The organism is Salipiger bermudensis HTCC2601, assembly GCF_000153725.1.
Taxonomy (GTDB): domain Bacteria; phylum Pseudomonadota; class Alphaproteobacteria; order Rhodobacterales; family Rhodobacteraceae; genus Salipiger; species Salipiger bermudensis.
Genome location: NZ_DS022276.1, coordinates 1,245,528 through 1,266,970, shown reverse-complemented (window position 1 = coordinate 1,266,970; position 21,443 = coordinate 1,245,528). Strand labels below are relative to the sequence as shown.

At 66.7% G+C, this 21,443-nt stretch carries 23 protein-coding genes, 2 tRNA genes and 2 pseudogenes; 13 read left to right on the top strand and 14 right to left on the bottom strand.

Annotated features, from left to right (window positions below):
* Both R2601_RS06090 and greA read right to left on the bottom strand, forming a co-directional pair.
* Positions 1-863: pseudogene (locus R2601_RS06090) on the bottom strand (hypothetical protein); the annotation flags it as partial.
* Between the two features lie 12 nt (positions 864-875).
* A complete protein-coding gene (gene greA / locus R2601_RS06085; RefSeq protein WP_007795133.1) occupies positions 876-1,346 on the bottom strand; it encodes a transcription elongation factor GreA in 471 nt (156 codons plus the stop codon).
* A gap of 292 nt (positions 1,347-1,638) precedes the next feature.
* On the opposite strand from greA, the gene R2601_RS06080 reads away from it, so the two are divergent.
* The 4 genes and pseudogenes from R2601_RS06080 to istB all read left to right on the top strand — a co-directional run bounded on the left by R2601_RS06080 (position 1,639) and on the right by istB (position 6,481).
* Entirely contained in the window at positions 1,639-3,285 is a 1,647-nt protein-coding gene (locus R2601_RS06080; protein ID WP_007795129.1) for an electron transfer flavoprotein-ubiquinone oxidoreductase, read from the top strand.
* Positions 3,286-3,397: 112 nt separating this feature from the next.
* Positions 3,398-3,487: transfer RNA gene (locus R2601_RS06075), tRNA-Ser, on the top strand.
* A 768-nt stretch (positions 3,488-4,255) separates the two neighbouring features.
* Positions 4,256-5,820, top strand: a pseudogene (gene istA / locus R2601_RS06070) (IS21 family transposase).
* Positions 5,753-6,481, top strand: coding sequence for an IS21-like element helper ATPase IstB (gene istB, locus R2601_RS06065; RefSeq protein WP_217626362.1), 729 nt, complete (start codon positions 5,753-5,755; stop codon positions 6,479-6,481). The pseudogene istA and the gene istB overlap by 68 nt, the downstream one beginning before the upstream one ends.
* Positions 6,482-6,879: 398 nt before the next feature.
* Here the strand turns inward: istB and R2601_RS06060 are convergent.
* Positions 6,880-6,966: transfer RNA gene (locus R2601_RS06060), tRNA-Leu, on the bottom strand.
* A gap of 152 nt (positions 6,967-7,118) precedes the next feature.
* On the opposite strand from R2601_RS06060, the gene R2601_RS06055 reads away from it, so the two are divergent.
* Positions 7,119-8,102: a complex I NDUFA9 subunit family protein gene (locus R2601_RS06055; RefSeq protein ID WP_007795117.1), complete on the top strand. Its 984-nt coding sequence runs from the start codon at positions 7,119-7,121 to the stop codon at positions 8,100-8,102.
* Between the two features lie 148 nt (positions 8,103-8,250).
* Here R2601_RS06055 and R2601_RS06050 read toward each other — a convergent pair whose 3' ends face one another.
* The 4 genes from R2601_RS06050 to R2601_RS06035 form a co-directional block, all read right to left on the bottom strand.
* Positions 8,251-8,514 (bottom strand): DUF6455 family protein, encoded by a 264-nt coding sequence (locus R2601_RS06050; protein WP_007795114.1) that lies wholly within the window; start codon positions 8,512-8,514, stop codon positions 8,251-8,253.
* Positions 8,515-8,518: 4 nt separating this feature from the next.
* Positions 8,519-8,803 carry a DUF6455 family protein gene (locus tag R2601_RS06045; protein ID WP_007795113.1) on the bottom strand — a complete coding sequence of 95 codons (285 nt, stop codon included), beginning with the start codon at positions 8,801-8,803 and terminating at the stop codon, positions 8,519-8,521.
* Between the two features lie 22 nt (positions 8,804-8,825).
* Positions 8,826-9,083: a DUF6455 family protein gene (locus R2601_RS06040; protein ID WP_040545181.1), complete on the bottom strand. Its 258-nt coding sequence runs from the start codon at positions 9,081-9,083 to the stop codon at positions 8,826-8,828.
* 97 nt (positions 9,084-9,180) lie between these two features.
* Positions 9,181-9,882 carry a M48 family metallopeptidase gene (locus tag R2601_RS06035; protein ID WP_007795108.1) on the bottom strand — a complete coding sequence of 234 codons (702 nt, stop codon included), beginning with the start codon at positions 9,880-9,882 and terminating at the stop codon, positions 9,181-9,183.
* A gap of 137 nt (positions 9,883-10,019) precedes the next feature.
* Here R2601_RS06035 and R2601_RS06030 point away from each other — a divergent pair, with 137 nt between their 5' ends.
* Entirely contained in the window at positions 10,020-10,286 is a 267-nt protein-coding gene (locus R2601_RS06030; RefSeq protein WP_007795099.1) for a DUF8831 family protein, read from the top strand.
* A 3-nt stretch (positions 10,287-10,289) separates the two neighbouring features.
* Here the strand turns inward: R2601_RS06030 and R2601_RS06025 are convergent, their stop codons facing one another.
* The gene (locus R2601_RS06025) at positions 10,290-10,547 is read right to left on the bottom strand and encodes a DUF167 domain-containing protein (protein ID WP_007795096.1); all 258 of its coding nucleotides are present in this window, start codon (positions 10,545-10,547) and stop codon (positions 10,290-10,292) included.
* A 123-nt stretch (positions 10,548-10,670) separates the two neighbouring features.
* Here R2601_RS06025 and R2601_RS06020 point away from each other — a divergent pair, with 123 nt between their 5' ends.
* Both R2601_RS06020 and R2601_RS06015 read left to right on the top strand, forming a co-directional pair.
* Positions 10,671-11,249, top strand: a complete 579-nt coding sequence (locus R2601_RS06020; RefSeq protein ID WP_007795093.1) for a nitroreductase family protein — start codon at positions 10,671-10,673, stop codon at positions 11,247-11,249.
* A complete protein-coding gene (locus R2601_RS06015) occupies positions 11,246-11,950 on the top strand; it encodes an EI24 domain-containing protein (RefSeq protein ID WP_007795088.1) in 705 nt (234 codons plus the stop codon). The genes R2601_RS06020 and R2601_RS06015 overlap by 4 nt, the downstream gene beginning before the upstream one ends.
* A gap of 105 nt (positions 11,951-12,055) precedes the next feature.
* On the opposite strand, the gene R2601_RS06010 is transcribed toward R2601_RS06015, so the two are convergent.
* The gene (locus tag R2601_RS06010) at positions 12,056-12,343 is read right to left on the bottom strand and encodes a DUF1467 family protein (protein WP_007795086.1); all 288 of its coding nucleotides are present in this window, start codon (positions 12,341-12,343) and stop codon (positions 12,056-12,058) included.
* Between the two features lie 30 nt (positions 12,344-12,373).
* Positions 12,374-12,778, bottom strand: coding sequence for a methylmalonyl-CoA epimerase (mce, locus tag R2601_RS06005; protein WP_007795083.1), 405 nt, complete (start codon positions 12,776-12,778; stop codon positions 12,374-12,376).
* A 130-nt stretch (positions 12,779-12,908) separates the two neighbouring features.
* On the opposite strand from mce, the gene R2601_RS06000 reads away from it, so the two are divergent.
* Positions 12,909-13,625 carry a response regulator gene (locus R2601_RS06000; protein WP_007795080.1) on the top strand — a complete coding sequence of 239 codons (717 nt, stop codon included), beginning with the start codon at positions 12,909-12,911 and terminating at the stop codon, positions 13,623-13,625.
* Between the two features lie 3 nt (positions 13,626-13,628).
* On the opposite strand, the gene cbiB is transcribed toward R2601_RS06000, so the two are convergent.
* A complete protein-coding gene (gene cbiB, locus R2601_RS05995; protein WP_007795078.1) occupies positions 13,629-14,564 on the bottom strand; it encodes an adenosylcobinamide-phosphate synthase CbiB in 936 nt (311 codons plus the stop codon).
* Positions 14,561-15,151: a histidine phosphatase family protein gene (locus R2601_RS05990; protein ID WP_007795075.1), complete on the bottom strand. Its 591-nt coding sequence runs from the start codon at positions 15,149-15,151 to the stop codon at positions 14,561-14,563. The genes cbiB and R2601_RS05990 overlap by 4 nt, the downstream gene beginning before the upstream one ends.
* A 43-nt stretch (positions 15,152-15,194) precedes the next feature.
* Between R2601_RS05990 and cobU the strand changes: the two genes are divergently transcribed.
* The 3 genes from cobU to cobS are packed head-to-tail and all read left to right on the top strand — an operon-like array spanning position 15,195 to position 17,469.
* On the top strand, positions 15,195-15,701 hold the full coding sequence (gene cobU, locus R2601_RS05985; RefSeq protein WP_007795071.1) for a bifunctional adenosylcobinamide kinase/adenosylcobinamide-phosphate guanylyltransferase: 507 nt from the start codon (positions 15,195-15,197) through the stop codon (positions 15,699-15,701).
* A gap of 2 nt (positions 15,702-15,703) precedes the next feature.
* On the top strand, positions 15,704-16,723 hold the full coding sequence (gene cobT, locus R2601_RS05980; RefSeq protein WP_007795068.1) for a nicotinate-nucleotide--dimethylbenzimidazole phosphoribosyltransferase: 1,020 nt from the start codon (positions 15,704-15,706) through the stop codon (positions 16,721-16,723).
* Positions 16,720-17,469, top strand: coding sequence for an adenosylcobinamide-GDP ribazoletransferase (cobS, locus tag R2601_RS05975; protein ID WP_007795066.1), 750 nt, complete (start codon positions 16,720-16,722; stop codon positions 17,467-17,469). Before cobT ends, cobS begins: the two co-directional genes overlap by 4 nt.
* 6 nt (positions 17,470-17,475) lie before the next feature.
* On the opposite strand, the gene R2601_RS05970 is transcribed toward cobS, so the two are convergent.
* On the bottom strand, positions 17,476-18,393 hold the full coding sequence (locus R2601_RS05970) for a threonine/serine dehydratase (protein WP_007795060.1): 918 nt from the start codon (positions 18,391-18,393) through the stop codon (positions 17,476-17,478).
* 77 nt (positions 18,394-18,470) lie between these two features.
* Here R2601_RS05970 and R2601_RS05965 point away from each other — a divergent pair, with 77 nt between their 5' ends.
* Positions 18,471-19,313, top strand: coding sequence for an LOG family protein (locus R2601_RS05965; protein ID WP_007795059.1), 843 nt, complete (start codon positions 18,471-18,473; stop codon positions 19,311-19,313).
* 72 nt (positions 19,314-19,385) lie between these two features.
* Here the strand turns inward: R2601_RS05965 and R2601_RS05960 are convergent, their stop codons facing one another.
* Positions 19,386-21,272, bottom strand: a complete 1,887-nt coding sequence (locus tag R2601_RS05960) for a polysaccharide biosynthesis protein (RefSeq protein WP_007795056.1) — start codon at positions 21,270-21,272, stop codon at positions 19,386-19,388.
* Positions 21,273-21,443 lie beyond the last annotated feature (171 nt).

The window sequence follows — 21,443 nt, the reverse complement described above, 5'->3', positions numbered from 1 at the left end:
GTCGCGGAAGATCGGATCCTGCTTCATTCGCGCCGTGGTCAGGGTCAGCGAGGACCGGTCGCGCACGCCTCCGATGACGCAATCGCGCGGCCGCGGGTGCCCTCGGCAAAGGCGCGCCAGAGCTCGGGGCGGGCAAGGTCCGGGCGCAGGTCATCCATGTAGATGCCGTCCTGGCTCAGGAGCGTCAGCACGTCCTGCGCCGCCTGGATCAGCTGGGCGGATTGACGATCCTTTAGGGCGCGGCGCAGGGCGGCGAAGCCCTCCTCGTCCTCGGCGGTCTCGGGGAAATTCAGCGCGCGGATGAAGTCGGCATTGGCCACCGGCGGCTGCAGCGCCTCGGCGGGCGTGCCGAGCGACAGCCGGGGCTGGTCGTCCGCGGCCGCCGGTTCGGGTTGCGGCGCCGGTGCCAGAGTCGGCTGGCCGGACGCTCCCTGCGAGACGGCAAAGCGCGCCAGTGCGGTCTCGGTCTTGCGTTGCGCTGCGGCGATCTCGTCGAGCTTCTTGGTGATCGAGCCCGCACCAGCCTCTTTCCGCCCGGCCTGCGCCTGCGAGATATAGGCGTTGCGGATCGCGTCGATGGCCGATTGCAGCCGTGCGCTTTCCTCGCGCATGACCCGGCTGGCCCGGGCCGCGGTGGCCGCGACCCAGATCATCGCCACCGGCATGAACATCACCATCATCGACAGGATGAAGCGCAGACCGTCCGCGCCCTCGCCGGCGAAATAGAGGAAGAACACGCCCGACAGCACCAGCCATCCGATGCTGAGCGCAATCGCCGCGATCTCGATTCCGGTGATGCCGGGCGCGCGCGGCCGGTCGTAGATCCCTAACGGGGTTGCGCGGCTGTCTTTGCTGTCGGCCATCTGGCGCGGACCTTACTTGTAGTCGATGCTGAGGATCTCGTAGCTCTTCTCGCCACCGGGCGTGCGCACTTCGACGCTGTCGCCTTCCTCCTTGCCGATCAGGGCGCGGGCAATCGGCGATTTGATGTTGAGCAGGCCCTTGTCGATATTGGCCTCGTGCTCGCCGACGATCTGCCAGGTCTTTTCCTCGTCGGTGTCCTCGTCGACGACCTTGACGGTGGCGCCGAACTTGACCGCGCCGCTGAGCTTGGTCGGGTCGATGACCTCGGCGAGGCTCATCACCGCCTCGATCTCCTTGATCCGGCCTTCGATGAAGCCCTGCTTTTCGCGGGCCGAGTGATATTCGGCATTCTCTTTCAGATCGCCGAGCTCGCGCGCTTCCGCGATCGCCTGGATCACGGCGGGCCGCTCTTTGCTCTTGAGCGTCTTCAATTCGGTTTCGAGCGCGGTAAAGCCCGCGCGGGTGATCAGTATCTTTTCCAAGGAGGGGGCTCCTGAACGTACGGTTCGTGCATTCCAGTCTGAGTATGGCACATAACGTGCCTGACGCCCCCCAAGTCAAGTGGTGAGGCGGCTCACCGGCGGCGGTTTGCGCCGCAACCGGGCGGATCGGTGCCGTCAAGAGGGGCAGGACAACTGCGACAAACGCCTTGTAGCCCGGCGGCAATAGCCTCTGCCAATAGTCGCGACGCCGTGTTTTTATTGACCTTTGCTGCACTGCCGCGCTACCTCGTTGCGCAAGAAAATTTCAAATACAGCCAGCGGAGGGGTCGGCATGGCCGAGATCGAGCGCGAGTCTATGGAATACGATGTGGTGATCGTGGGGGCGGGGCCGGCAGGCCTGTCCGCGGCGATCCGCCTGAAGCAGCTGGATGCCGATCTCGAGGTCGTTGTGCTCGAGAAAGGCTCGGAGGTGGGCGCCCATATCCTGTCCGGCGCGGTGATCGATCCCTGTGGTCTCGACGCGCTGATCCCGGACTGGAAGGACAAGGGCGCGCCGGTCAACGTGCCGGTGATCGAGGACAAGTTCTACGTGCTCGGCGAGGCCGGCAAGGTGGGCATTCCGCACTGGCCGATGCCGCCGTTCATGTCGAACCACGGCAACTACATCGTTTCCATGGGCAATGTCTGCCGCTGGATGGCAGAGCAGGCCGAGGCGCTGGGCGTCGAGATCTTCCCGGGCATGTCGTGCTCGGAACTGGTCTATGGCGACAATGGCGAGGTGAAGGGCGTGATCGCCGGCGAGTTCGGCAAGAACCCAGACGGCACCGCCGGCCCGGGCTACGAGCCGGGGATGGAACTGCACGGCAAGTACGTGTTCCTCTCCGAGGGCGTGCGCGGCTCGCTCTCCAAGGAGGTGATCGCCAAGTACAACCTCTCCGACGGCAAGGAGCCGCAGAAATTCGGCCTCGGGATGAAGGAGATCTGGGAGATCGACCCCGCCAAGCACAAGGAAGGCCGGGTCGAGCACACCATGGGCTGGCCGCTGGGCGGCAATGCCGGCGGCGGTGCCTTCATCTACCACATCGAGAACAACCAGGTGTATGTCGGCTTCGTGGTGCACCTGAACTACAAGAACCCGCACCTCTTCCCCTACATGGAGTTCCAGCGCTTCAAGCATCACCCGCACGTGGCGGCGCTGCTCGAGGGCGGTAAGCGCGTGGCCTACGGCGCGCGGGCGATCTCGGAGGGCGGCTACCAGTCGATGCCGAAGATGGTTGCGCCCGGCGTGGCGCTGCTGGGCTGCTCTGTGGGCATGGTCAACGTGCCGCGCATCAAGGGCAACCACAACGCCATGCTCTCGGGCAAGGCGGCGGCCGAGGCGGCCCATGAGGCGCTGCAGGCGGGCCGCGCGTCCGACGAGCTGAGCGCCTACGAGACCGAGGTGCGCGATGGTGCCATCGGCAAGGATCTGTGGAAGGTGCGCAACGTCAAGCCGATGTGGTCGAAATGGGGGATGGTCTCGTCGCTTGCGATGGGCGGTCTCGACATGTGGACCAACCAGTTCGGCTTCTCTCTGTTCGGCACCATGGGCCACGGCAAGACCGATGCGGCCTCGACCGAACCGGCGAGCCATCACAAGCCGATCGACTATCCCAAGCCCGACGGCAAGCTGAGCTTCGACCGCCTGACCAACGTGTCGTTCTCGTTCACCAACCACGAGGAAAGCCAGCCCTGCCACCTGCGTCTGAAGGACGAGGATGTGCCGGTGGCGGTGGATTACACGAGCTATGCCGGCCCGTCGCAGCGCTACTGCCCGGCCGGGGTCTACGAGTTCGTCGAGGACGAGGGCAAGCCGCGCTTCGTGATCAACTTCCAGAACTGCGTGCACTGCAAGACCTGCGACATCAAGGACCCGGCCCAGAACATCAACTGGACGGTCCCGCAGGGCGGCGACGGCCCGAACTATCCCAACATGTGACGGCGCTTTTCCCGCGTTGCGCATGGCAGAGCCCCAGACATTGTCCGGGGCTTTGTCTTATCGGGGTTTTGCCCCTTGCAACGGGGTTGCGAGTTCCGCTAAAGGGGTCGGCGGAGAGGTGGCCGAGTGGTCGAAGGCGCACGCCTGGAAAGTGTGTAGGCGGGAAACCGTCTCGAGGGTTCGAATCCCTTCCTCTCCGCCACTTTCTGCACCTTAAGAAGGGCGGAAAGCCATGAAAATAAGGTGTTTGGTTGCTTTATGCGATCATTTGCCGAAAATCCGCTCCACATTTTGCTCCACATTCCCCCGCGTTCGCGCCGGTGTTGCGTCGATGGAGATAGCTCGCCGCGCATCGTGATGAGCTAATGGGCTCGCTCCCGCATTACCTACGGGCCCGGCCAGATCAGCAGGGCACCATGGACGATCAGCAGCACGACAATCGCGATGCGGATGAAGTTTCGCCGCAGCAGGACATGCGCGTGGGTGCAGTATCTCATTGGCTTCTCCCGTGAGGTTGGTGGCGCGCCGGCAGCTTCGTAGCAGCGAAGGAGTCGTGATCAACACCGGCGCGCGAACGCCGGGGGATCCAGTCCCGGCGGCGGGGCCTTGCGACCCCTCAAGGGACGGCGCCCGGGTGGGCGCCGTAGCGTCAGTCCTGGTCGAGCATCCGTAAGCTCGACTTCACCGCGTCGGCAAAGTCGACGGCTGTCCGGACGGCAAGACTCAACTCGTCGAGCGTCGGGAGGGCCGCCTGAAGCGCCTCCGCCTCTGGTGTGAGCCGCCGGCTGGTGTTGAAGGCCTTGGTGCAGCCGATCAGGCGCTCCTGCGGAATGGGGTTCTGCTCTTCGAAGGTCCCAGCTGTGAACAGGCATGGAAAACTGACCCCGTAGCGGGGTGATCGGCGTCCAAGAATGACCCCCTTACATTGATGGTCATCATGCTCCTGGGAACAACCGGGAGCAATTTTGGGATGTTGGTCGTGGAGACTATCGCGAAGATCCGTCGGGCATATTTCCAGGACGGCAAATCGATCAAGCAGATCTGTCGTGACCTGCGTGTCTCGCGGAACACCGTCCGGAAAGTGATCCGTTCTGGTGTGACGGAACTCACCTACGAGCGCAGTGTCCAGCCGCAGCCGAAGATCGGTCCCTGGAAGGCCGAGCTTGATCGGATGCTTGAGGAGAACGCGCGCAAGCCCAAGCGCGACCGGCTCACCCGCATCCGTCTGTTCGAGGAGTTGCAGGTCCTCGGCTACGCAGGCGGATACGATGCGGTGCGGCGCTATGCTGCGGCGTGGGCGAGGTCGGAACGTGAGGCATCAGCCTCCGCCTATGTGCCGCTGACCTTCGCGCCTGGAGAAGCCTACCAGTTCGACTGGAGCCACGAGATCGTCCTGATCGATGGTGTGAGTATGACGGTCAAGGTCGCTCATGTCCGGCTGTGCCATAGTCGAATGCTCTTCGTCAGGGCCTATCCACGCGAGACGCAAGAGATGGTCTTCGACGCACACGACCGGGCATTTGCGTTCTTCGGTGGCGCCTGTGCGCGGGGCATCTACGACAATATGAAGACAGCGGTGGAGACGATCTTCGTTGGCCGGGAGCGTGCCTACAATCGCCGCTTCCAACAGATGTGCGGGCACTACCTTGTCGATCCGGTGGCCTGCACGCCTGCATCGGGATGGGAGAAAGGCCAGGTCGAGAACCAGGTCGGTGTCGTGCGCCGGCGCTTCTTCGTGCCGCGACCGCGCTTCAAAAGCCTTGCCGAACTGAATGCTTGGCTGCGAGATCGCTGCTTGGCCTGGGCCAAGTCCCACCCGCACCCCGAGCTGCGCGAGCGATCGACCTGGGACGTCTTCGAGGCTGAGCGCCCAAGCCTTGTGCCCTATGCTGGCCCCTTCGACGGATACCATGCGGTGCCGGCCTCGGTCTCGAAGACCTGCCTCGTCCGGTTCGACAACAACCGCTACTCGGTCGAGGCTCATGCCGTCGGCCGTCCCGTCGAGATCCGCGCCTATGCTGAACGCGTCGAGCTCTGGCAGGATGGCAAGCTCGTGGGTGAGCATGCGCGCGTCTTCAGACGTGGCAAAGATGTCTACGACCCGCTGCACTACATCCCCGTGCTCGCACGGAAACCCGGCGCCTTGCGGAATGGCGCCCCCTTCAAGGAGTGGGAGCTGCCACCTGCCATGCGGCGGGTCCAGCGCAAGCTGGGGAGAGCACCCAATGGCGATCGGCAGATGGTGGATGTTCTCAGCGCGGTTCTGACGGATGGGCTGGATGCTGTCGAAGCAGCGTGCGCTGAAGCGCTCGAGGAAGGCGTGCATTCCTCCGCCGTTGTTCTCAACATTCTGGCGCGCCGTCGGGAACCCGCGCCACCCCTGACAATCACCACGCCGGACGCGCTGCGCTACGCTGCCAGCCGGTTGCCGATTGCACCCGCTACGACAGCCTCAGGAGACGAGATCATGGAAAGATCAAAGGTTCTGGACGCGATGGGCCAGCTCAAGCTCTACGGAATGAGGGCGGCATATGACGAGATCATCGCGACCGCGGTGAAGCGTCAACACGAACCTCAGCAGATCGTGGGCGACCTTCTGCATGCCGAGATCAACGAGAAGCAGGCACGCTCGATCAAATACCAGATGACCATCGCGAAGCTGCCACTTGCCAAGGAAGTCAACGAGTTCGACTTTGAGGAGACGCCGGTCAATGAGACGCTGGTGCGCGTCCTCGTCAGCGCGGAGTTCCTCGAGCAGCAGCGCAACGTCGTGCTCATCGGTGGCACCGGGACCGGCAAGTCGCATCTGGCTGTCGGGATTGCCCGGGCCTGCATCCGCAGCGGCAAGAGGGGCCGCTTCTTCAACGTCGTCGACCTGGTGAACAAGCTCGATGCCGAGGCACGCGACGACAGGCAAGGGCGCATCGCCGATCTCCTCTGTCGGATGGACTTCGTGATCCTCGACGAGCTTGGCTACCTGCCATTCGCCCAGACAGGCGGGCAACTGCTGTTCCACCTGATCAGTCGCCTCTACGAACGCACCTCGATCATCGTCACCACCAATCTGGACTTCGGTGAATGGCCCAGCGTCTTCAGCGACGCAAAGATGACAACCGCGCTTCTGGATCGCCTCACCCACCACTGCGACATCATCGAAACCGGCAACGAGAGCTGGCGCTTTAAGACACGCGCCTGATCAGCTTGCCCGAGCCGGCTGCGCGACTTAGGGGCTACGCCGCCCCGGGCAAGCTGTGCCAAACGAGGGGGTCATTATTGGACGCCGGAAGGGGGTCAAAGTTCGCTGCCGATTGACAACTCCTTGATCTTCCCGGATAAACCCGCGCCACCGCTGTCCGCTTGCTGGGAGCATTGCGCCGAGGCCTGGTGGCCGCTTTGGGGGGGTGACTTCGTCCCGATTCCGCGAAGGTCTGTTCGGGTCACGGTGTCGAGGCAATGTCTCTTGGTCGAGCGTCCCAGCAGTCGGGCCGGGAGGGGGCGCCAGTCGCAGAGCGGCGGACCTCTGGAGCGCGGCTGGGTCCCATAAAACAAGAAAACCCCGGAGCGTCATGAGCCATGACAATCCGGGGTTTTCCATGGTGCCCAGGAGAGGACTCGAACCTCCACGGCCGTTAAGCCACTGGTACCTGAAACCAGCGCGTCTACCAATTCCGCCACCTGGGCACAGGTGGTGTGAGGAGGGCGTTTAAGGGTCATGCCAGTCGCCGTCAAGCAGGTTTTTTCGGTTTGTTTTCCATCGCGCTGTTGCGCACCTTGCCGGGCCTTGCCCGGGCCGGTATTCAGGGCTGGAAACCCTGGCAGCAGGAGCATGGCCAATGAGCAAACTCGTCACCATTTACGGCGGATCCGGGTTCGTGGGGCGCTACATCGCGCGGCGCATGGCCAAGCTCGGCTGGCGGGTCCGCGTGGCGGTACGCCGGCCCAACGAGGCGATCTTCGTAAAGCCCTACGGCGTGGTCGGTCAGGTCGAGCCAGTGCTGTGCAACATCCGCAACGATGAGTCGGTGCGCATGGTCATGCAGGGCGCGGACGCGGTGGTGAACTGCGTCGGCACTTTCGATGCCCGCGGCAAGAACAACTTCGACGCCATCCAGGCCGAGGGCGCGGAGCGCGTGGCGCGCATCGCGGCCGAGCAGGGCGTCGCCCGGATGGTGCAGATCTCGGCCATCGGCGCCGATGCCGAGAGCAACAGCGATTATGCCCGCACCAAGGGCGAGGGCGAAGCGGCGGTGCTGAGCCTTATGCCGGACGCGGTGATCCTGCGCCCGTCGGTGATCTTCGGCGCCGAGGACCAGTTCTTCAACCGCTTCGCCGGCATGTCCCGCATGGGGCCGGTGCTGCCGCTGGTCGGGGCCGACACGAACTTCCAGCCGGTCTATGTCGACGATGTGGCGCAGGCCGCGGTCATGGGCGCGACCGGCGAGGCCGCTCCGGGCGTCTACGAGCTTGGCGGGCCGGATCGCGAGAGCTTCCGCGACCTGATCGGCGAGATGCTGAGCGTGATCCGCCGCCGCCGTTTCATCGTGAACATTCCCTTCGGCATCGCCTCGGGAATGGGCTGGGCATTCGAATGGATCCAGCGCCTGACCGGCGGGCTGTTTCCGGCACAGATCACCCGCGACCAGGTGAAGTCGCTGCGTCACGACAATGTCGTTTCGGAAGGCGCGAAGGGCTTTGCCGAGCTGGGAATCACGCCGACCTCGCTCGAGGCGGTGCTGCCCGACTATCTCTGGCGCTTCCGCCCCTCGGGCCAGTACGACGCGATCAAGGAATCGGCACGGGGCTTGCGCTCCGAATGAGATCTCGGGCGCGGCGCCGAGCGACCGCGACCGGGAGGATGTGCCGAACGCTGCGGCAGCGCTTCCCGGTTCTCACGCGCACCCGGCCCGACCGGCCACAGCACATCGCGGAGCTTGCGCGCGCCGGCATCCGGCGCGCCGCCCCCTTTCAATGCGGTTTCTTGAGCCGGCAGAGCAGTACGCCGTTGCAGCAACCCGGAGGCGGTGTGCTGGAGGGGCCGGTCTGGCTCCCCAGCCAGTGCTCGCAGGCCTCGACCAGTGCGCAGCCGCGGCAGCAGGTCACCATCTCGGCATATTGATCCGGCTCCAGCCGGCCGCTCCGTATCGCCTCTGACAGGTTGAGGCCCATCACACGGGCCACGCTGCGGGTCATCCAGAAATGACGGGCGGGATCTCCCAGCGTCTGTGGCATCGCTCTACTCTTTCATTCCGTCCTGCAACGCCGCGAAGTGGTGCCGGTTCACGCAGCCTTCGGGGGTCTCCCGCAGTTCGGTCTCCGGGTGTGACAGCCAGCGTTTGCAGCCTTCGGCCCACTTGCAGGCGCGGCAGCGATGCACCATCGCGGCCCAGTCGTCCTGACTCAGCGTGCCGTCTTCGGCGGCGCTCACCAGGTCGGTTCCGTTGGCCCGCGCCATGCGCTGCACGAGCCAGTAATGGTCCTTGGTCTCACCAAGCGGCTGGTTGGGCCGGGTGTCGAACATCTTTCCGTCCTTCGTCATGAGCTCAGGTGTCGCGGAGCGCGTCGAACAGGGCCACGTTGCGGCAATAGCCGGGGGCCTCGGGCGCGGTCTCGGTCTGGGCAGAGAGCCAGGCGTCGCAGGCACAGGGCTGGGTGCAGCCGGTGCAGCTGAGCACCGCGTCGTCGATCTGCGAGGCGGTGACCTTGCCACGCATCATCTGTTCGTCGAGATCGATTCCGAGCGTGCCGGCCATGTGGTCGACAAGCCGGGCATGGCGTGTGTAGTCGGTGCGGCTAGGCATCGTCATATCTCCCGGAAGTTGCACAGTTGGACTGCAACAAGCCTAGCAGCGCAGGGCAGACCTGCCCTTGATGCATGTCAACGGCCGGGTGTTGGGATCAGTTGGTGGCGTAGGCCGCGGCGGTGCGCCTGACGATGGCGATGCGGGCGGCGTTGGGCGGGTGGCTGCCGAGGAACTTTTCGCCCGGGTCGGGGATTCGCATGAAGAATTCTGCCCCGAGAACGGGATCGTAGCCCGCGCGCATGGTCAGGATGGTGCCGAGCTGGTCCGCCTCGAGCTCATATTCCTTGGAAAAACTGCGCGCACCGACGCTGGCCCCGAATTCCTCGGCCGAGCGCACCGTCGCGGCGTCGGCGCCGGACATTTCGGCCAGACCCGAGAAGATGATCGCGCCGATGGCGGCATCCTCTTCGACTCGCGCCAGATGGCCGAGAATGTGGTGAGATGCCTCATGACCCATGACAAAGGCCAGCTCGTCGGCATTCTCGACCGAGGCGATGAGCGCGAGGTTGAAGGCGATGATCGGACGGCCCTGCCGGTCGAGCGTCTGGAAGGCGTTGGCCTCCTGCCCGGGCCGGTCGTCAACCACGATCAGGTAATCGCAGTTCAGCCGCGGCGCGGACCGGCGGCATTCGGCCTCGGCGATCGGCTCGATCCGGCTGGCAACATCGACGAACTGTCGCGTGGCGCGCTCTGCCTCGGCGCGGGTCGCGGCTTGTTCCGGGCTCATGGTGACCGGGGCCACCTCGCAGGCGGCGAGCAGGAAGAGAAGGGCTGGAAGCAGGCGGCGAAGGATCAAGAGGGGGCTCCGATCGCAGAGGGGTTTCGATCACCATAGGTGCCGCGCGCCGGCAGCGCCAGTGGCTCGCTGTCGCGGCGGCGGGCGCGTGGCTTTTCGGGATAGGCAGCGGATTCCGGCTGGGCTAGGCTGATGCCATGTTTAGCATCGAGCACGAATTCGACGCCACGGTCGTCACCCTTGTCGACGAGGGCAGCAGCTATCTCCAGGAAGACGTGATCGTCATGGGGTTCGAGGACTGCATCACCGTCGAGCAATACGATCCACGCACCGACAAGGTGCAAAAGATCACCCTCTCCATGACCCAGATGCGCGACCTCGCGGCCGCGATCAGCCTGCCCGAAGGCGTCTACGTGCGCGACGAGGATGGCGAAGGGGAGCAGGACGGCGACGAGGAGGCGTGAGGCTCAGGCCTCGATCCGGAACGCCTTGTCGCGCGAGGTTGCTCCACGCACCAGCACCAGCCGCGATTTCGGCAGCCCCAGCGCCTTGGCGAGCAGCTTCTGCACGGCGGCATTGGCCTTGCCGTCCTCGGGCACCGTGGTGACGTAGACCCGGAGCGTGCCCCCCTCTTCGCGGATCTCGTTGCGCGACGCCTTGGGCGTCACGCGCAGCTCGAGCGTGGCGCCGGGGGTTGCCAGATGGGCCAGCGTGGTCTTGGCCATGTGCGTCGTCCTTCCTCGCCGAGTTGTCTTTCGCTTAGCAGCCGCCTGGACCGCGGGCAACGCGGGCGGTTGAAACCCGCGGGACAAAGCCTGACATAGGGGCGGACCGTCAAGGAGATGCCGATGCCCACACCCAACCCCGCCGCGATGGACTTCCTGCTGAGCCGCCGCTCGCGCCCGGCCAAGACGCTGACCGGCCCGGCCCCCGACCGCGCGGCGCTGATGCCGATTCTCACCGCCGCGGCGCGCAGCCCCGACCACGGCAAGCTCGAGCCGTGGCGCTTCATCGTGCTGCAAGGCGCGGCCCTGCAGCGGCTGGCCGAGGCGGCAGCCGCGCGTGGTGCCGCTCTGGGCTACGAGCTGGCACAGGCGGACAAGGCGCGTGCCCAGTTCGCCGACAGCCCGCTCTGCGTGGCGGTGGTCGAATCGCCGAAGGACAGCCCCAAGGTGCCGGCGATCGAGCAGACCTATTCCGCCGGCGCGGTCTGCCTGGCGCTGCTGAACGCGGCGCTGGCCAGCGGTTGGGGCGCCAACTGGCTCTCGGGCTGGATCGCCGAGGACCGTCCCTTCCTCGAAGAGACGCTGGGGCTTGCGCCGCAGGAGCGGATCGCGGGCTTCCTGCATATCGGCACCGAGAGCTCGGCGCCGCCCGAGCGCCCGCGACCGGATCTCGACGCGATCACGGCCTGGGTGTCGGAATGATCCCGGCCGCCTCCTTCCTCGCCGCCATCGGCCAGCTTGGCGACCGCCGGTTCCAAGCGGTGCTGGCCAAGGGGCTGGGCATCACCGTGGCGATCTTCGTGGCGTTCTACGTGGTCTTCGTGCAGGTGGTGGGCTGGTTCCTCGGCGACAGCGTGTCGCTGCCGTGGATCGGCACCGTGACCTGGGTCGACGACGCGATCAGCTGGGGCGCCATTCCGCTGATGCTGCTGCTGTCGGTCTTCCTGATGGTGCCTGTGGCCTCTGCGATCACCGGCATCTTCCTCGATGACGTGGCACAGGCCGTCGAAGACCGGCACTACCCGGCGCTTGGCCCCGCGAACGAGCTGTCGCTGATGGACAACATCCGAGATTCTCTGGCCTTTCTCGGGGTGCTGATCGGCGCCAACATCATCGCGCTGGTGCTCTACATCTTCCTCGCGCCGCTGGCGCCGTTCATCTTCTGGGGCCTCAACGGGTTCCTGCTGGGGCGGGAATATTTCACCCTCGCGGCGATCCGCCGGGTCGGGCGCGATGGTGCCGCGCAGCTGCGCAAGCGCTACTTCGTGACGATCTGGATCGCAGGCGTTGTGATGGTCGTGCCGCTGACCATCCCGCTGGTGAACCTGCTGGTGCCGATTCTCGGTGCAGCCACCTTCACCCACCTGTTCCACCGGCTCGAGGCCAAACGCCTCCGGGCCTGATCTTTACGGGCCTGACGCTGCAAAGCGGAGCGGCGCGCCAAGGGCGCGCCGCACAGGTTGTCTCGCCGCAAGGCGGCTCGGGCCCCTTGGCGGGCCTGACGCGATTTACAGACCCGAAGGCGGGCCCATGCGGTTGAACATCCAGCTGTCGAGCTCGCGCACGGTGATCCAGCCCGAGATGATGATGCCGGCGATCACCGCCCAGAGGACCAGCGCGATCAGCGTGGTGATCAGCGCCTTGCGCTTGAGATTGTGCACCTCGGGACTGCTGGCATGCGTCCCCTCGACCACCTCGCCGCGATCGCCCTGGGTCTCGAGCCGGAACGGGATCACGATCAGGAAGGTCATGAACCAGATAACGGCGTAAAGCACGAGTGCGGATGTAAGTCCCATGAAAGGCCTCCCTTTGCGCCCGAGATAGGCTCAGACCTGCTCGAGTTCCACGAGCGTGCCCTGAAAATCCTTCGGATGCAGGAACAGCACCGGCTTGCCATGGGCGCCGATCTTGGGCTCGCCATTGCCCAGCACCCGGGCGCCGCTCTGCTTCAGGTGATCGCGCGCCGCGAGGATGTCGTCGACCTCGTAGCAGACATGGTGGATGCCGCCCGAGGGATTCTTGTCGAGGAAGCCCTGGATCGGGGAATTCTCCCCCAGCGGGTAGAGCAGCTCGATCTTGGTGTTCGGCAGTTCGATGAAGATCACCGTGACGCCGTGATCGGGCTCGTCCTGCGGGGCGCCCACCGTGGCGCCTAGCGTGTTGCGGTATTGCGCTGCCGCGGCCTCGAGGTCGGGCACGGCGATGGCGACATGGTTCAGACGGCCGATCATGGCGGGTCTCCTCTCTCAGATCGCGATGGTTATCGCCCGCGCGGGGCAGAGTTCGCAAGATGCTGCGAGCGTTAACCAGCCGTTAGGGGCAACCGGCAATCCTGACCTTAGTGCCAGATGGAGGATCAGAATGACCGACTCGGATGTGCAGACCCACCTGCCGCGCCCCACCGCCACACGGCCGCTGCTGGGCATGACGGTGCTTGTCGTCGAGGACAGCCGCTTTGCCAGCGACGCCATGCGCCTGCTCTGCCTGCGCAGCGGCGCGCGGATTCGTCGCGCCGATTGCCTGCTCTCGGCGCGCCGTCATCTCAACGTCTACCGCCCCAGCGCGGCAATCGTCGATCTTGGCCTGCCCGATGGCTGCGGGGCCGAGCTGATCTCGGAGATGGTGTCGGCGGTGCCCCGTGTCGGGGTGATCCTCGGCACCAGCGGCGACAGCTTCGCCGAGGATGTTGCGCTGGCCGCCGGGGCAGACGGCTTCCTCGCGAAACCGGTGGAAAGCGTGCTGCGCTTCCAGTCCGAGATCATCGCGCACCTGCCGCCGGAACGGCGCCCCGGCGGGGTGCGCATGGCCTCGGAAGAGCCGGTCTGCCCGGATCCGCTGGCCTATCGCGACGACATGGCGCTGGCGGCGGATGTGCTGGGCGATGACGGCGACGAGCGGATGCTCGATTACGTCACCCAGTTCCTGCGCGGAGTGGCGGTAAGCGCCGGTGACATCGCGCTGCAGCGCGCCGCCGAGGGGCTGGCCGAGGCCCGGTTCGAAGGGCGCCCGACCAAGGCCGACATCGCCCGGGTCGCGGGACTGGTTCAGGACCGGCTGGCGGATCGCGTGGCGATCTGAGCCCTAGGGCAGGGCGAAGAGCAGCAGAAGCAGCGCCGTGAGCGCCATGGTGAGGCGGTAGAGCGTCAGACCGCGGGCCAGCGTCTTTGCGTCCGGGTCGGGCGCCGTGCCGTTGACCCAAGGCTCGTCGGCGATCACGTCGCCATAGACCCGCGGCCCCGAAAGTCGCACCGGCAGCGCGCCCGCCATTGCCGCCTCGGGCCAGCCGGCATTGGGAGAGCGGTGCTGGCGCGCGTCGCGTCGCATCACGCGGATCGCGCGGCGCGGCCGGCCCGAGGCCAGCGCGAAGAGCAGCCCGGTAAGCCGCGCCGGCAGCCAGTTCACGAGGTCGTCAAGCCTTGCTGCGGCCTTGCCGAAGTCTTCGTAGCGCTGGTTGCGATGTCCGATCATCGAATCCATCGTGTTGATCGCCTTGTAGGCGGCGATCCCGGGCAAGCCGCCGATCACGCCCCAGAACAGCGGCGCCACGATGCCGTCCGAGCTGTTCTCGGCAAGGCTCTCGAGCGCGGCGCGCGCCACGCCCTCCTGTCCGAGCCTCTCGGGATTGCGCCCGACGATCATCGCCACCGCCCGCCGCGCGGCAAACAGATCGCCCCGGGCCAGCGGCTTCGCCACCGCGGCCACGTGGTCGTGCATCGACCGCACCGCCAGCAGCGGCCAAGCCAGCACCCCACCAAGGACCAGCCCCGCCATCCCGTCCGGCAGCGCCAGCTGCAGCAACAGCGCCGGGATCAGAACCGCGTTCAGCACGAGGATCACCGTCAGCCCGCCCATCGCGCGGCGCCGGGCCGGCTCGCCCGCGTTCAATCGCCCCTCGAGCGCCGAGATCAGCGCCCCGATCCACACCACCGGATGCCTCAGCACGGCGAAAACCGCCCGAGGCCAGCCGAACGCGCTGTCGATCGCGAAGGCCACCATCATCATGCCGGCAAACATCATGCGCCCGGTCCCGTCCAGTTGGTCGCGATGATCGAGAGCCCGCCCTCGTGGCAGCGCAGCCGCGTGACCGAGAGGGGGGCGATCTCGAAGCCGAGCCCCGCCGATGGCAGCTCGAGGGCCAGTCCAAGCGCCGCCCGCGCGGTGCCCGCATGCGCCACCACCGCGACCGGCCCTCCCGCCCGGACCCGGCCTGCCAACACCACCAAGGCCGGCGTGACCCGTGCGACCATTGCGGAAAAACTCTCGCCGCCCGGGGGACACTGCGCCGCCAATGTCTCGCGATCAAGCACGCCAAGATCCGGCAGCTCGGAGAAACGCACCCCGTCATGGTCGCCGAAATCCTGCTCCCAGAGCCGGTCATCGGTGACGACAGAACGCTCCGGAAACAGCGCGCCGGCGGTTTGAAGGCAGCGTTTGGCCGGGCTGCTCACCACGCTGGAACAGCTGGACAGCCAGCCGCGCAGCGGGATGAGCTCAGGATCGGACGGCAGCAGAGCCGGCACGTCGCTGCGCCCGCAGAGCCGCCCTCCGTGAGCGGCGGGGGCGTGGCGGATCAGCAGCAACTCGTTGGTCTCGGGCGGTCTCATGCGGGCTTCCCAAATCGCGCGGAACCTGCTTTGTCACGGCCCCATGGGAAAGTCGATCCTCATCACCGGCGGCGTGCGCTCGGGCAAGAGCCGGCTGGCCGAGCGCATGACGCTCGCGCTGGGCAGTCCGGCAATCTACATCGCCACCGCCGAGGCGCATGACGCCGAGATGACTGAGCGCATCGCCCGCCATCGGGCCCGGCGCGGCCCCGAGTGGCACGCGATCTCCGAGCCGACCAAGCTTGTGCAAGCGCTGCAGGACAGCGACGGCGATGCGCCTCGGCTCGTCGATTGCCTGACGCTCTGGCTGTCGAACCTGATGCTGGCCGAGCAGGACTGGCAGGCGGAAGCCGAGGCCCTGGCGGCGATCCTGCCAGAGCAGCGCGCCCCGGTGGTCTTCGTCACCAACGAGGTCGGCGCCGGGATCGTGCCCGAAAACGCGCTCGCCCGCGCCTTCCGCGACGCGGCGGGGCTGGTGAACCAGACAATTGCCGCCGCCAGCGACGAGCTCTGGCTCAGCGTCGCGGGCTACCCATTGAAGGTGAAATGACAATGACCGACCCGCTGCCGCTCGCCGCGCTCGCCGCGCTCGCCGACGCCACCACGCTCGACCTGCCGTCCTATGACGATGCCGCCGCCGAGGCTGCAAGTGCCCGCCAGATGGAGCTCACCAAGCCGCCGGGCTCTCTCGGGCGGCTCGAGGATCTGGCGGTCTTCCTCGCCGGCTGGCAGGGCCGGGCACGGCCCGAGATCGGCAAGGCTCAGGCGCTGGTCTTTGCCGGCAATCACGGCGTCTGCGCGCAGGGGGTCAACCCGTTCCCGCAGGAGGTCACCGCGCAGATGGTGGCCAATTTCGAGCATGGCGGCGCGGCGATCAACCAGCTCTGCGCGCTCAACGGCGCGGCGCTCTCGGTGGTGGCGCTCAATCTCGACCGCCCGACAGAAGATGTCACGCAAGCGCCCGCCATGACCGAGGCCGAAACCCTCGACGCCATGCGCCGGGGGGGCGCGGCGGTCGACCCGACGGCCGACGTGCTGATCCTCGGCGAAATGGGCATCGGCAACTCGACCATTGCTGCGGCGCTGGCGCATGCCGTGTTCGGTGGGGCGGCGCGCGACTGGGTCGGGCGCGGCACCGGCTCGGACACACCTGCCATCGCCCACAAGGCCGAGGTGGTCGCGCGCGCCGTGGCCTTGCACGAGCGCGCGAAAGGCCTGCAAATCCTTGCGGCCCTCGGCGGGCGCGAGCAGGCGGCGATCTGCGGCGCGGTGATCGCGGCGCGGCTGGCGCGCATCCCGGTGCTGCTCGACGGCTTCATCTGCACCGCCGCGGTGGCACCGCTTCACGCGGCGCGGCCCGCGCTTCTCGATCACTGCCTGATCGGCCACGCCAGCGCCGAGCCCGGTCATCGCGGCATGACGGAGGCCATGGGCAAGCGCCCGATCCTCGATCTCGGCATGGCGCTGGGCGAGGGCTCTGGCGCGGCGCTGGCGCTTGGCGTGCTGCGCGGGGCGCTGGCCTGTCACAACGGCATGGCGACCTTCGCCGAGGCCGGGGTCTCGGACGGGTGAAGCGGCGGCGCCTCCCCGAGATCCGGTTGGCGCTGATGCTGCTGACGCGGCTGCCGGTGGGGCAGTTCGCGGGAACGCCGCCCGAGATCACCCATGCCCGCTGGGCCTTTCCGTTGGTCGGGCTGCCACTGGCGCTGATCGCCTGGGCGGTGCTGGCGGGCGCCGCCGCGCTGGGCCTGCCGCCCATGGTCGGCGGGGTGCTTGCGGTGATCGCGCTGGTGCTTGGCACCGGTGGGCTGCACCATGACGGGCTGGCGGATTTCGCCGATGGCATGGGCGGGCGCGATCCCGAGCAACGCCTCGCCATCATGCGCGACAGCCGGGTCGGCAGCTACGGCGTGCTGGCGCTGATCCTTGCGGTGGTGCTGGGCGCGGCGGCGCTCGCGGCATTTCCCACGGGCGGGGCAGGGCTTCTGGCGCTGACGCTCTGCGCCGTGGTCAGCCGGCTGGCGATCCTGATGGTGATGGAATGGCTGCCGCCAGCCCGTGAGGACGGGCTCGGCCACCTTGCCGCCAGCGCCGGCAAGGGGAATATCCGCTGGTTTCCCGGCGGCCTTCTGGCGCTGCTGATCGCGCCCTTCCTCGGCCTGCCGGGCATGGTGGCGCTGCTGGTGATGGCCGCCGCCGCATGGCTCGTCGGGCGGCGTGCCAAGGCGCTGCTCGGAGGCCAGACCGGCGACGTGCTGGGCACGGTGCAGCTCTGCTCCGAGATCGCCGGCTGGGTGGTGCTCAGCGCCGCGCTCTAAGAGGGATCAGCCCAGCGGGTCGGGCGCGATGTTGCCGCCGCAGACCAGAACCGCGACACGCTCGCCCGGCTCAGGCACATAGGCGCCCGAGCGCAGCGCCGCGAGCGCCGTGGCGCCGGCGGGTTCGACCAGCAGCCGATGGCTCTGCCACAGCGCGGTCTGGGCCTCGGTGATGGCGTCATCCGGGACCAGCACCGAGGCCCCGAGATGCGCCTGCGCCAACTCATGGCAGATGCTGCCCACCCGGCGCGCGCCGAGCGCGTTGGCGGCCACGCCGGAGACCTGCACATCGACCGGCGCCCCGGCGGCGAGGCCCGCGTGCAGCGCGCAGGAGGTTTCGGGCTCGACCGCGACAACCTTGCGCGCGCCTTGCAGCCAGGCCAGCGATCCGGCGATCAGTCCGCCGCCGCCGACCGCGATCAGCACCGTGTCGGCTTGCAGCCCCTGTTCTTCCCATTCGCGCATCAGCGTACCCTGACCGGCGACCGTGCCGAGGGCGTCATAGGCGTGGACCTGCATCGCGCCGGTCTCGGCCTCGTAGGCGCGGGCCGCCTCGAGCGCGTTGGCGTATTCGCCCGGCACGACGGTCAGCGCCGCGCCGGTGCGCTCGATCAGCGCGATCTTGGCAGGGCCGGCCATCTCGGGAACGTAGATCTGCGCCTTGTGGCCAAGCCGGGTTGCGGCATAGGCCACGGCTGCGCCGTGATTGCCGCCGGAGGCCGCGACCACGCCGGCCTCTGGCACCGGTTCGGAGAGCAGCGTGTTGAACGCGCCGCGGGCCTTGAAGCTGCCGGTGTGCTGGAGCTGTTCGAGCTTGAGCTCGACCGGGCGCTCCCAGAGCGTGGCGGTTGTCATCACGGGGGTGATCTGAGCGTGGCCCTCGATGCGGGCAGCGGCGCTCGAGATTGAATGTTTCCAGTCCATTTCCGGTCTTCCGATAGTGTCGCGGCAGATCGGCACGCTATAGTCAGTCTGATGGCAGGACAAGGATACCCCAGAGCATGAACGACGAACGCCATTCCATCTTTCGCGACGCGGGGCGCGACCGGAAGACCGCCGAGGACATCCCCGACACGCCGCAGACCCGCGCGCCCTCCTACCGGCTTGCCTTTGCCGACGAGGAGTTCCTCTGCCGGGAAGAGCTGCGTCCGGTACGGCTTCAGCTGGAGCTGCTGAAACCGCAGCTTCTGATGGACGAGCACCAGATCGGCTCGACCGTGGTGCTGTTCGGCGGCGCGCGCATCCCGTCGCCGGCCGAGAAGGCCGGGGCGCGCACCCAGACGCTCGCGGATCTGTCGCATTTCTACGAAGAGGCACGTCTTTTCGCGCACAAGATGACAGAGAAGTCGGTGGCCTCCGGCAACCGCGAGTTCGTCGTCGCCACCGGCGGTGGCCCGGGCGTGATGGAGGCGGGCAACCTTGGCGCACAGGAGGCCGGCGGCGTGTCGATCGGTCTCAACATCGTGCTGCCGCACGAGCAGGCGCCGAACGAATACGTGACCCCGGACCTGTGCTTCAACTTCCACTACTTCGCGATCCGCAAGATGCATTTCCTGATGCGGGCGCGGGCGATCTGCGTCTTCCCCGGCGGCTTCGGTACGCTGGACGAGATGTTCGAAGCACTCACTCTGATCCAGACCGGGCGCATGGAACGGGTTCCGTTCCTGCTGTTCGGTCGGGCGTTCTGGGAGAAGATCATTAACTGGGAAGCGCTCGAGGACGCTGGCACCATCAGCCCCGAGGATCTCGACCTCTTTCGCTTCGTCGAGAGTGCCGACGAGGCGGCGGCGATCATCGAGGAATGGGATCCCGCCCCGGCGCGCGACGACATTCCCGGACGCTGAGCACCGCGCCCAGAAACAAGAACGGGAGGCCGTGGGCCTCCCGTTTTCTGCGTCGGCTCCGGCGGACGAGGCTCAGATGCGCTGCTTTTCCCCGGCCGTCTCTTCGGCTTCGTGACGCTCCACCCAGCGCGAGATGATCCCGCGGGCCATGGCTTCGTCGAGCGTGCCGATGGCCTGCCGCAGGTCCTTGAGGGCGGTGGCGATCTCGAATTCGGACAGGTAGCTCTCCTGCGCGCGCATGATCTTGTGGTGCGGCGTGGTCAGCATGTCGGAGGAGATCAGCAGCTCCTCGTGCAGCTTCTCGCCCTTGCGCAGACCGGTGACCTGGATCTCGATATCGCCGTCGGGATTGCTGGCATTGCGCACGGAATAGCCGGCGCCTTCGATCATCTGCCGAGCGAGCTTGTGGATCGGCACCGGGTCGCCCATGTCGAGCACGAAGACATCACCGCCGCGCGCGAAGGAGCCGGCCAGCAGGACCAGCCGGGCGGCCTCGGAAATGGTCATGAAATAGCGGGTCACCTTCTCGTCGGTGAGGGTGACCGGACCGCCGCGGGCAATCTGTTCCTCGAAGAGCGGGATGACCGAGCCGGAGGAACCGAGCACGTTGCCGAAGCGCACCATCGAGAAGCGGGTGCCGCTGCTGCGGGTGGCGAGATCCTGCACGATCAGCTCGGCCAGCCGCTTGGAGGCCCCCATCACGTTGGTCGGGCGCACCGCCTTGTCCGAGGAGACGAGGATGAAGCGCTCGACCCCGGCCTCGCGCGCCGCCTCGGCCAGAACCTTGGTGCCGATGACGTTGTTGTTGAGCCCCGAGAGCACATTGCATTCGACGAGCGGCAGGTGCTTGTAGGCGGCGGCGTGCAGAACCACCTCGATCTCGTGCTCGCGCATCAGATCCGTCATCAGCGTTTCGTCGAGCACCGAGCCCAGCACCGGCACGATGGTCATGTTGCCGGCGAGGTCGCGCAGTTCCTTGTCGATGTTGTAGAGGCTGAGCTCGGCATGATCGACCAGAACGACGCAATCGGGCTTGCACGCGATGAGTTGGCGGCAGAGCTCGGAGCCGATCGAGCCGCCGGCGCCGGTTACCAGAATGCGGCGACCGCTATAGGCGTGGCTGACGCCGGGAAGCTCGGACTCGAGACGGTTGCGGCCGAGCAGATCGTCGAGCGACACCGGCGCGACGCGCTTGCGCAGCTCGCCCTCGCCCACCAGTTCGGCAAAGGAGGGCAGGGCGTGCACTTCGCAGCCGATCTGGCGCAGGCGATGGGCGATGCGGGCCAGCTGAGGCTGGCTGATCGAGGGCATGGCCAGCACGACGCGGTCGATATGCTTGCGGCTCACCAGATCGCCGATTGCGGACGGGGCATGGACTTTCAGCCCGGCGACCATCTTGCTCTGCAGCGTCGGGTTGTCGTCGACGAAGAGCACCGGCTCGACCGCGTGATCATGGCGCAGCGCTGCGACCAGCTGTTGGCCAGTCTGTCCGGCGCCGTAGATCAGCACCCGCATCCGGGTCTGTCCGCGGCGATAGATCTCGATCAGGAAGTGACGGAGGACGATGCGCCAGCTGGCGCAGAAAACCAGCAGCAGCAGCGAAAAGTTCAGGAACACGGGCATCGGCAGGCCCGGCCCGATCAGTGCGTCGAGCCCGGCGCCGAGTACGCCGCAGATCGCCGCGAAGGCTGCGGTGCGGGTGATTCCGCGGATGTCGTAGGCGTTGAGGGTGAAGAGCGGCAGACCGATCCACCAGGACGCAACACTGCCGGCCGCGACGACCACCGCGAGCATCGGTGCGATCTGGAGTGCCGAGGGAAGATCCGGGGTCATCTGTCCGGTCAGCATCAGCGCCGCGAAGAACGCGACCGCGATCGCCGCCGAATCCATGAGGAGGAAGAGAATTTGCTTTTGCGCTCGCGTCAGGGTCGTGACGATCTTGTAGAGCTTCTGCAGCATGTCTTCCTGTCCTTCACGAACAAAGTTCGCTTAATTCGTGCATTCAAGCAGTCGGAGGCTCAAAATGTTGCCGCTCTCATCGGTCGGCCCGGTTTGTGCCCAACTCGTCATCAAATACAGTTCTCGTTTACGCGACTGCTCATTCTCTAGACAAGTCAGATTTGCTGCAAC

Bases quoted from the DNA above. Each gene is read 5' to 3' on its own strand.
- R2601_RS06080 (WP_007795129.1), top strand. From the start codon at position 1,639: ATGGCCGAGATCGAGCGCGAGTCTATGGAATACGATGTGGTGATCGTG.
- istB (WP_217626362.1), top strand. From the start codon at position 5,753: ATGGAAAGATCAAAGGTTCTGGACGCGATGGGCCAGCTCAAGCTCTAC.
- R2601_RS06055 (WP_007795117.1), top strand. From the start codon at position 7,119: ATGAGCAAACTCGTCACCATTTACGGCGGATCCGGGTTCGTGGGGCGC.
- R2601_RS06050 (WP_007795114.1), bottom strand. From the start codon at position 8,514: ATGCCACAGACGCTGGGAGATCCCGCCCGTCATTTCTGGATGACCCGC.
- R2601_RS06045 (WP_007795113.1), bottom strand. From the start codon at position 8,803: ATGTTCGACACCCGGCCCAACCAGCCGCTTGGTGAGACCAAGGACCAT.
- R2601_RS06040 (WP_040545181.1), bottom strand. From the start codon at position 9,083: ATGCCTAGCCGCACCGACTACACACGCCATGCCCGGCTTGTCGACCAC.
- R2601_RS06030 (WP_007795099.1), top strand. From the start codon at position 10,020: ATGTTTAGCATCGAGCACGAATTCGACGCCACGGTCGTCACCCTTGTC.
- R2601_RS06025 (WP_007795096.1), bottom strand. From the start codon at position 10,547: ATGGCCAAGACCACGCTGGCCCATCTGGCAACCCCCGGCGCCACGCTC.
- R2601_RS06020 (WP_007795093.1), top strand. From the start codon at position 10,671: ATGCCCACACCCAACCCCGCCGCGATGGACTTCCTGCTGAGCCGCCGC.
- R2601_RS06015 (WP_007795088.1), top strand. From the start codon at position 11,246: ATGATCCCGGCCGCCTCCTTCCTCGCCGCCATCGGCCAGCTTGGCGAC.
- R2601_RS06010 (WP_007795086.1), bottom strand. From the start codon at position 12,343: ATGGGACTTACATCCGCACTCGTGCTTTACGCCGTTATCTGGTTCATG.
- mce (WP_007795083.1), bottom strand. From the start codon at position 12,778: ATGATCGGCCGTCTGAACCATGTCGCCATCGCCGTGCCCGACCTCGAG.
- R2601_RS06000 (WP_007795080.1), top strand. From the start codon at position 12,909: ATGACCGACTCGGATGTGCAGACCCACCTGCCGCGCCCCACCGCCACA.
- cbiB (WP_007795078.1), bottom strand. From the start codon at position 14,564: ATGATGTTTGCCGGCATGATGATGGTGGCCTTCGCGATCGACAGCGCG.
- R2601_RS05990 (WP_007795075.1), bottom strand. From the start codon at position 15,151: ATGAGACCGCCCGAGACCAACGAGTTGCTGCTGATCCGCCACGCCCCC.
- cobU (WP_007795071.1), top strand. From the start codon at position 15,195: ATGGGAAAGTCGATCCTCATCACCGGCGGCGTGCGCTCGGGCAAGAGC.
- cobT (WP_007795068.1), top strand. From the start codon at position 15,704: ATGACCGACCCGCTGCCGCTCGCCGCGCTCGCCGCGCTCGCCGACGCC.
- R2601_RS05970 (WP_007795060.1), bottom strand. From the start codon at position 18,393: ATGGACTGGAAACATTCAATCTCGAGCGCCGCTGCCCGCATCGAGGGC.
- R2601_RS05965 (WP_007795059.1), top strand. From the start codon at position 18,471: ATGAACGACGAACGCCATTCCATCTTTCGCGACGCGGGGCGCGACCGG.
- R2601_RS05960 (WP_007795056.1), bottom strand. From the start codon at position 21,272: ATGCTGCAGAAGCTCTACAAGATCGTCACGACCCTGACGCGAGCGCAA.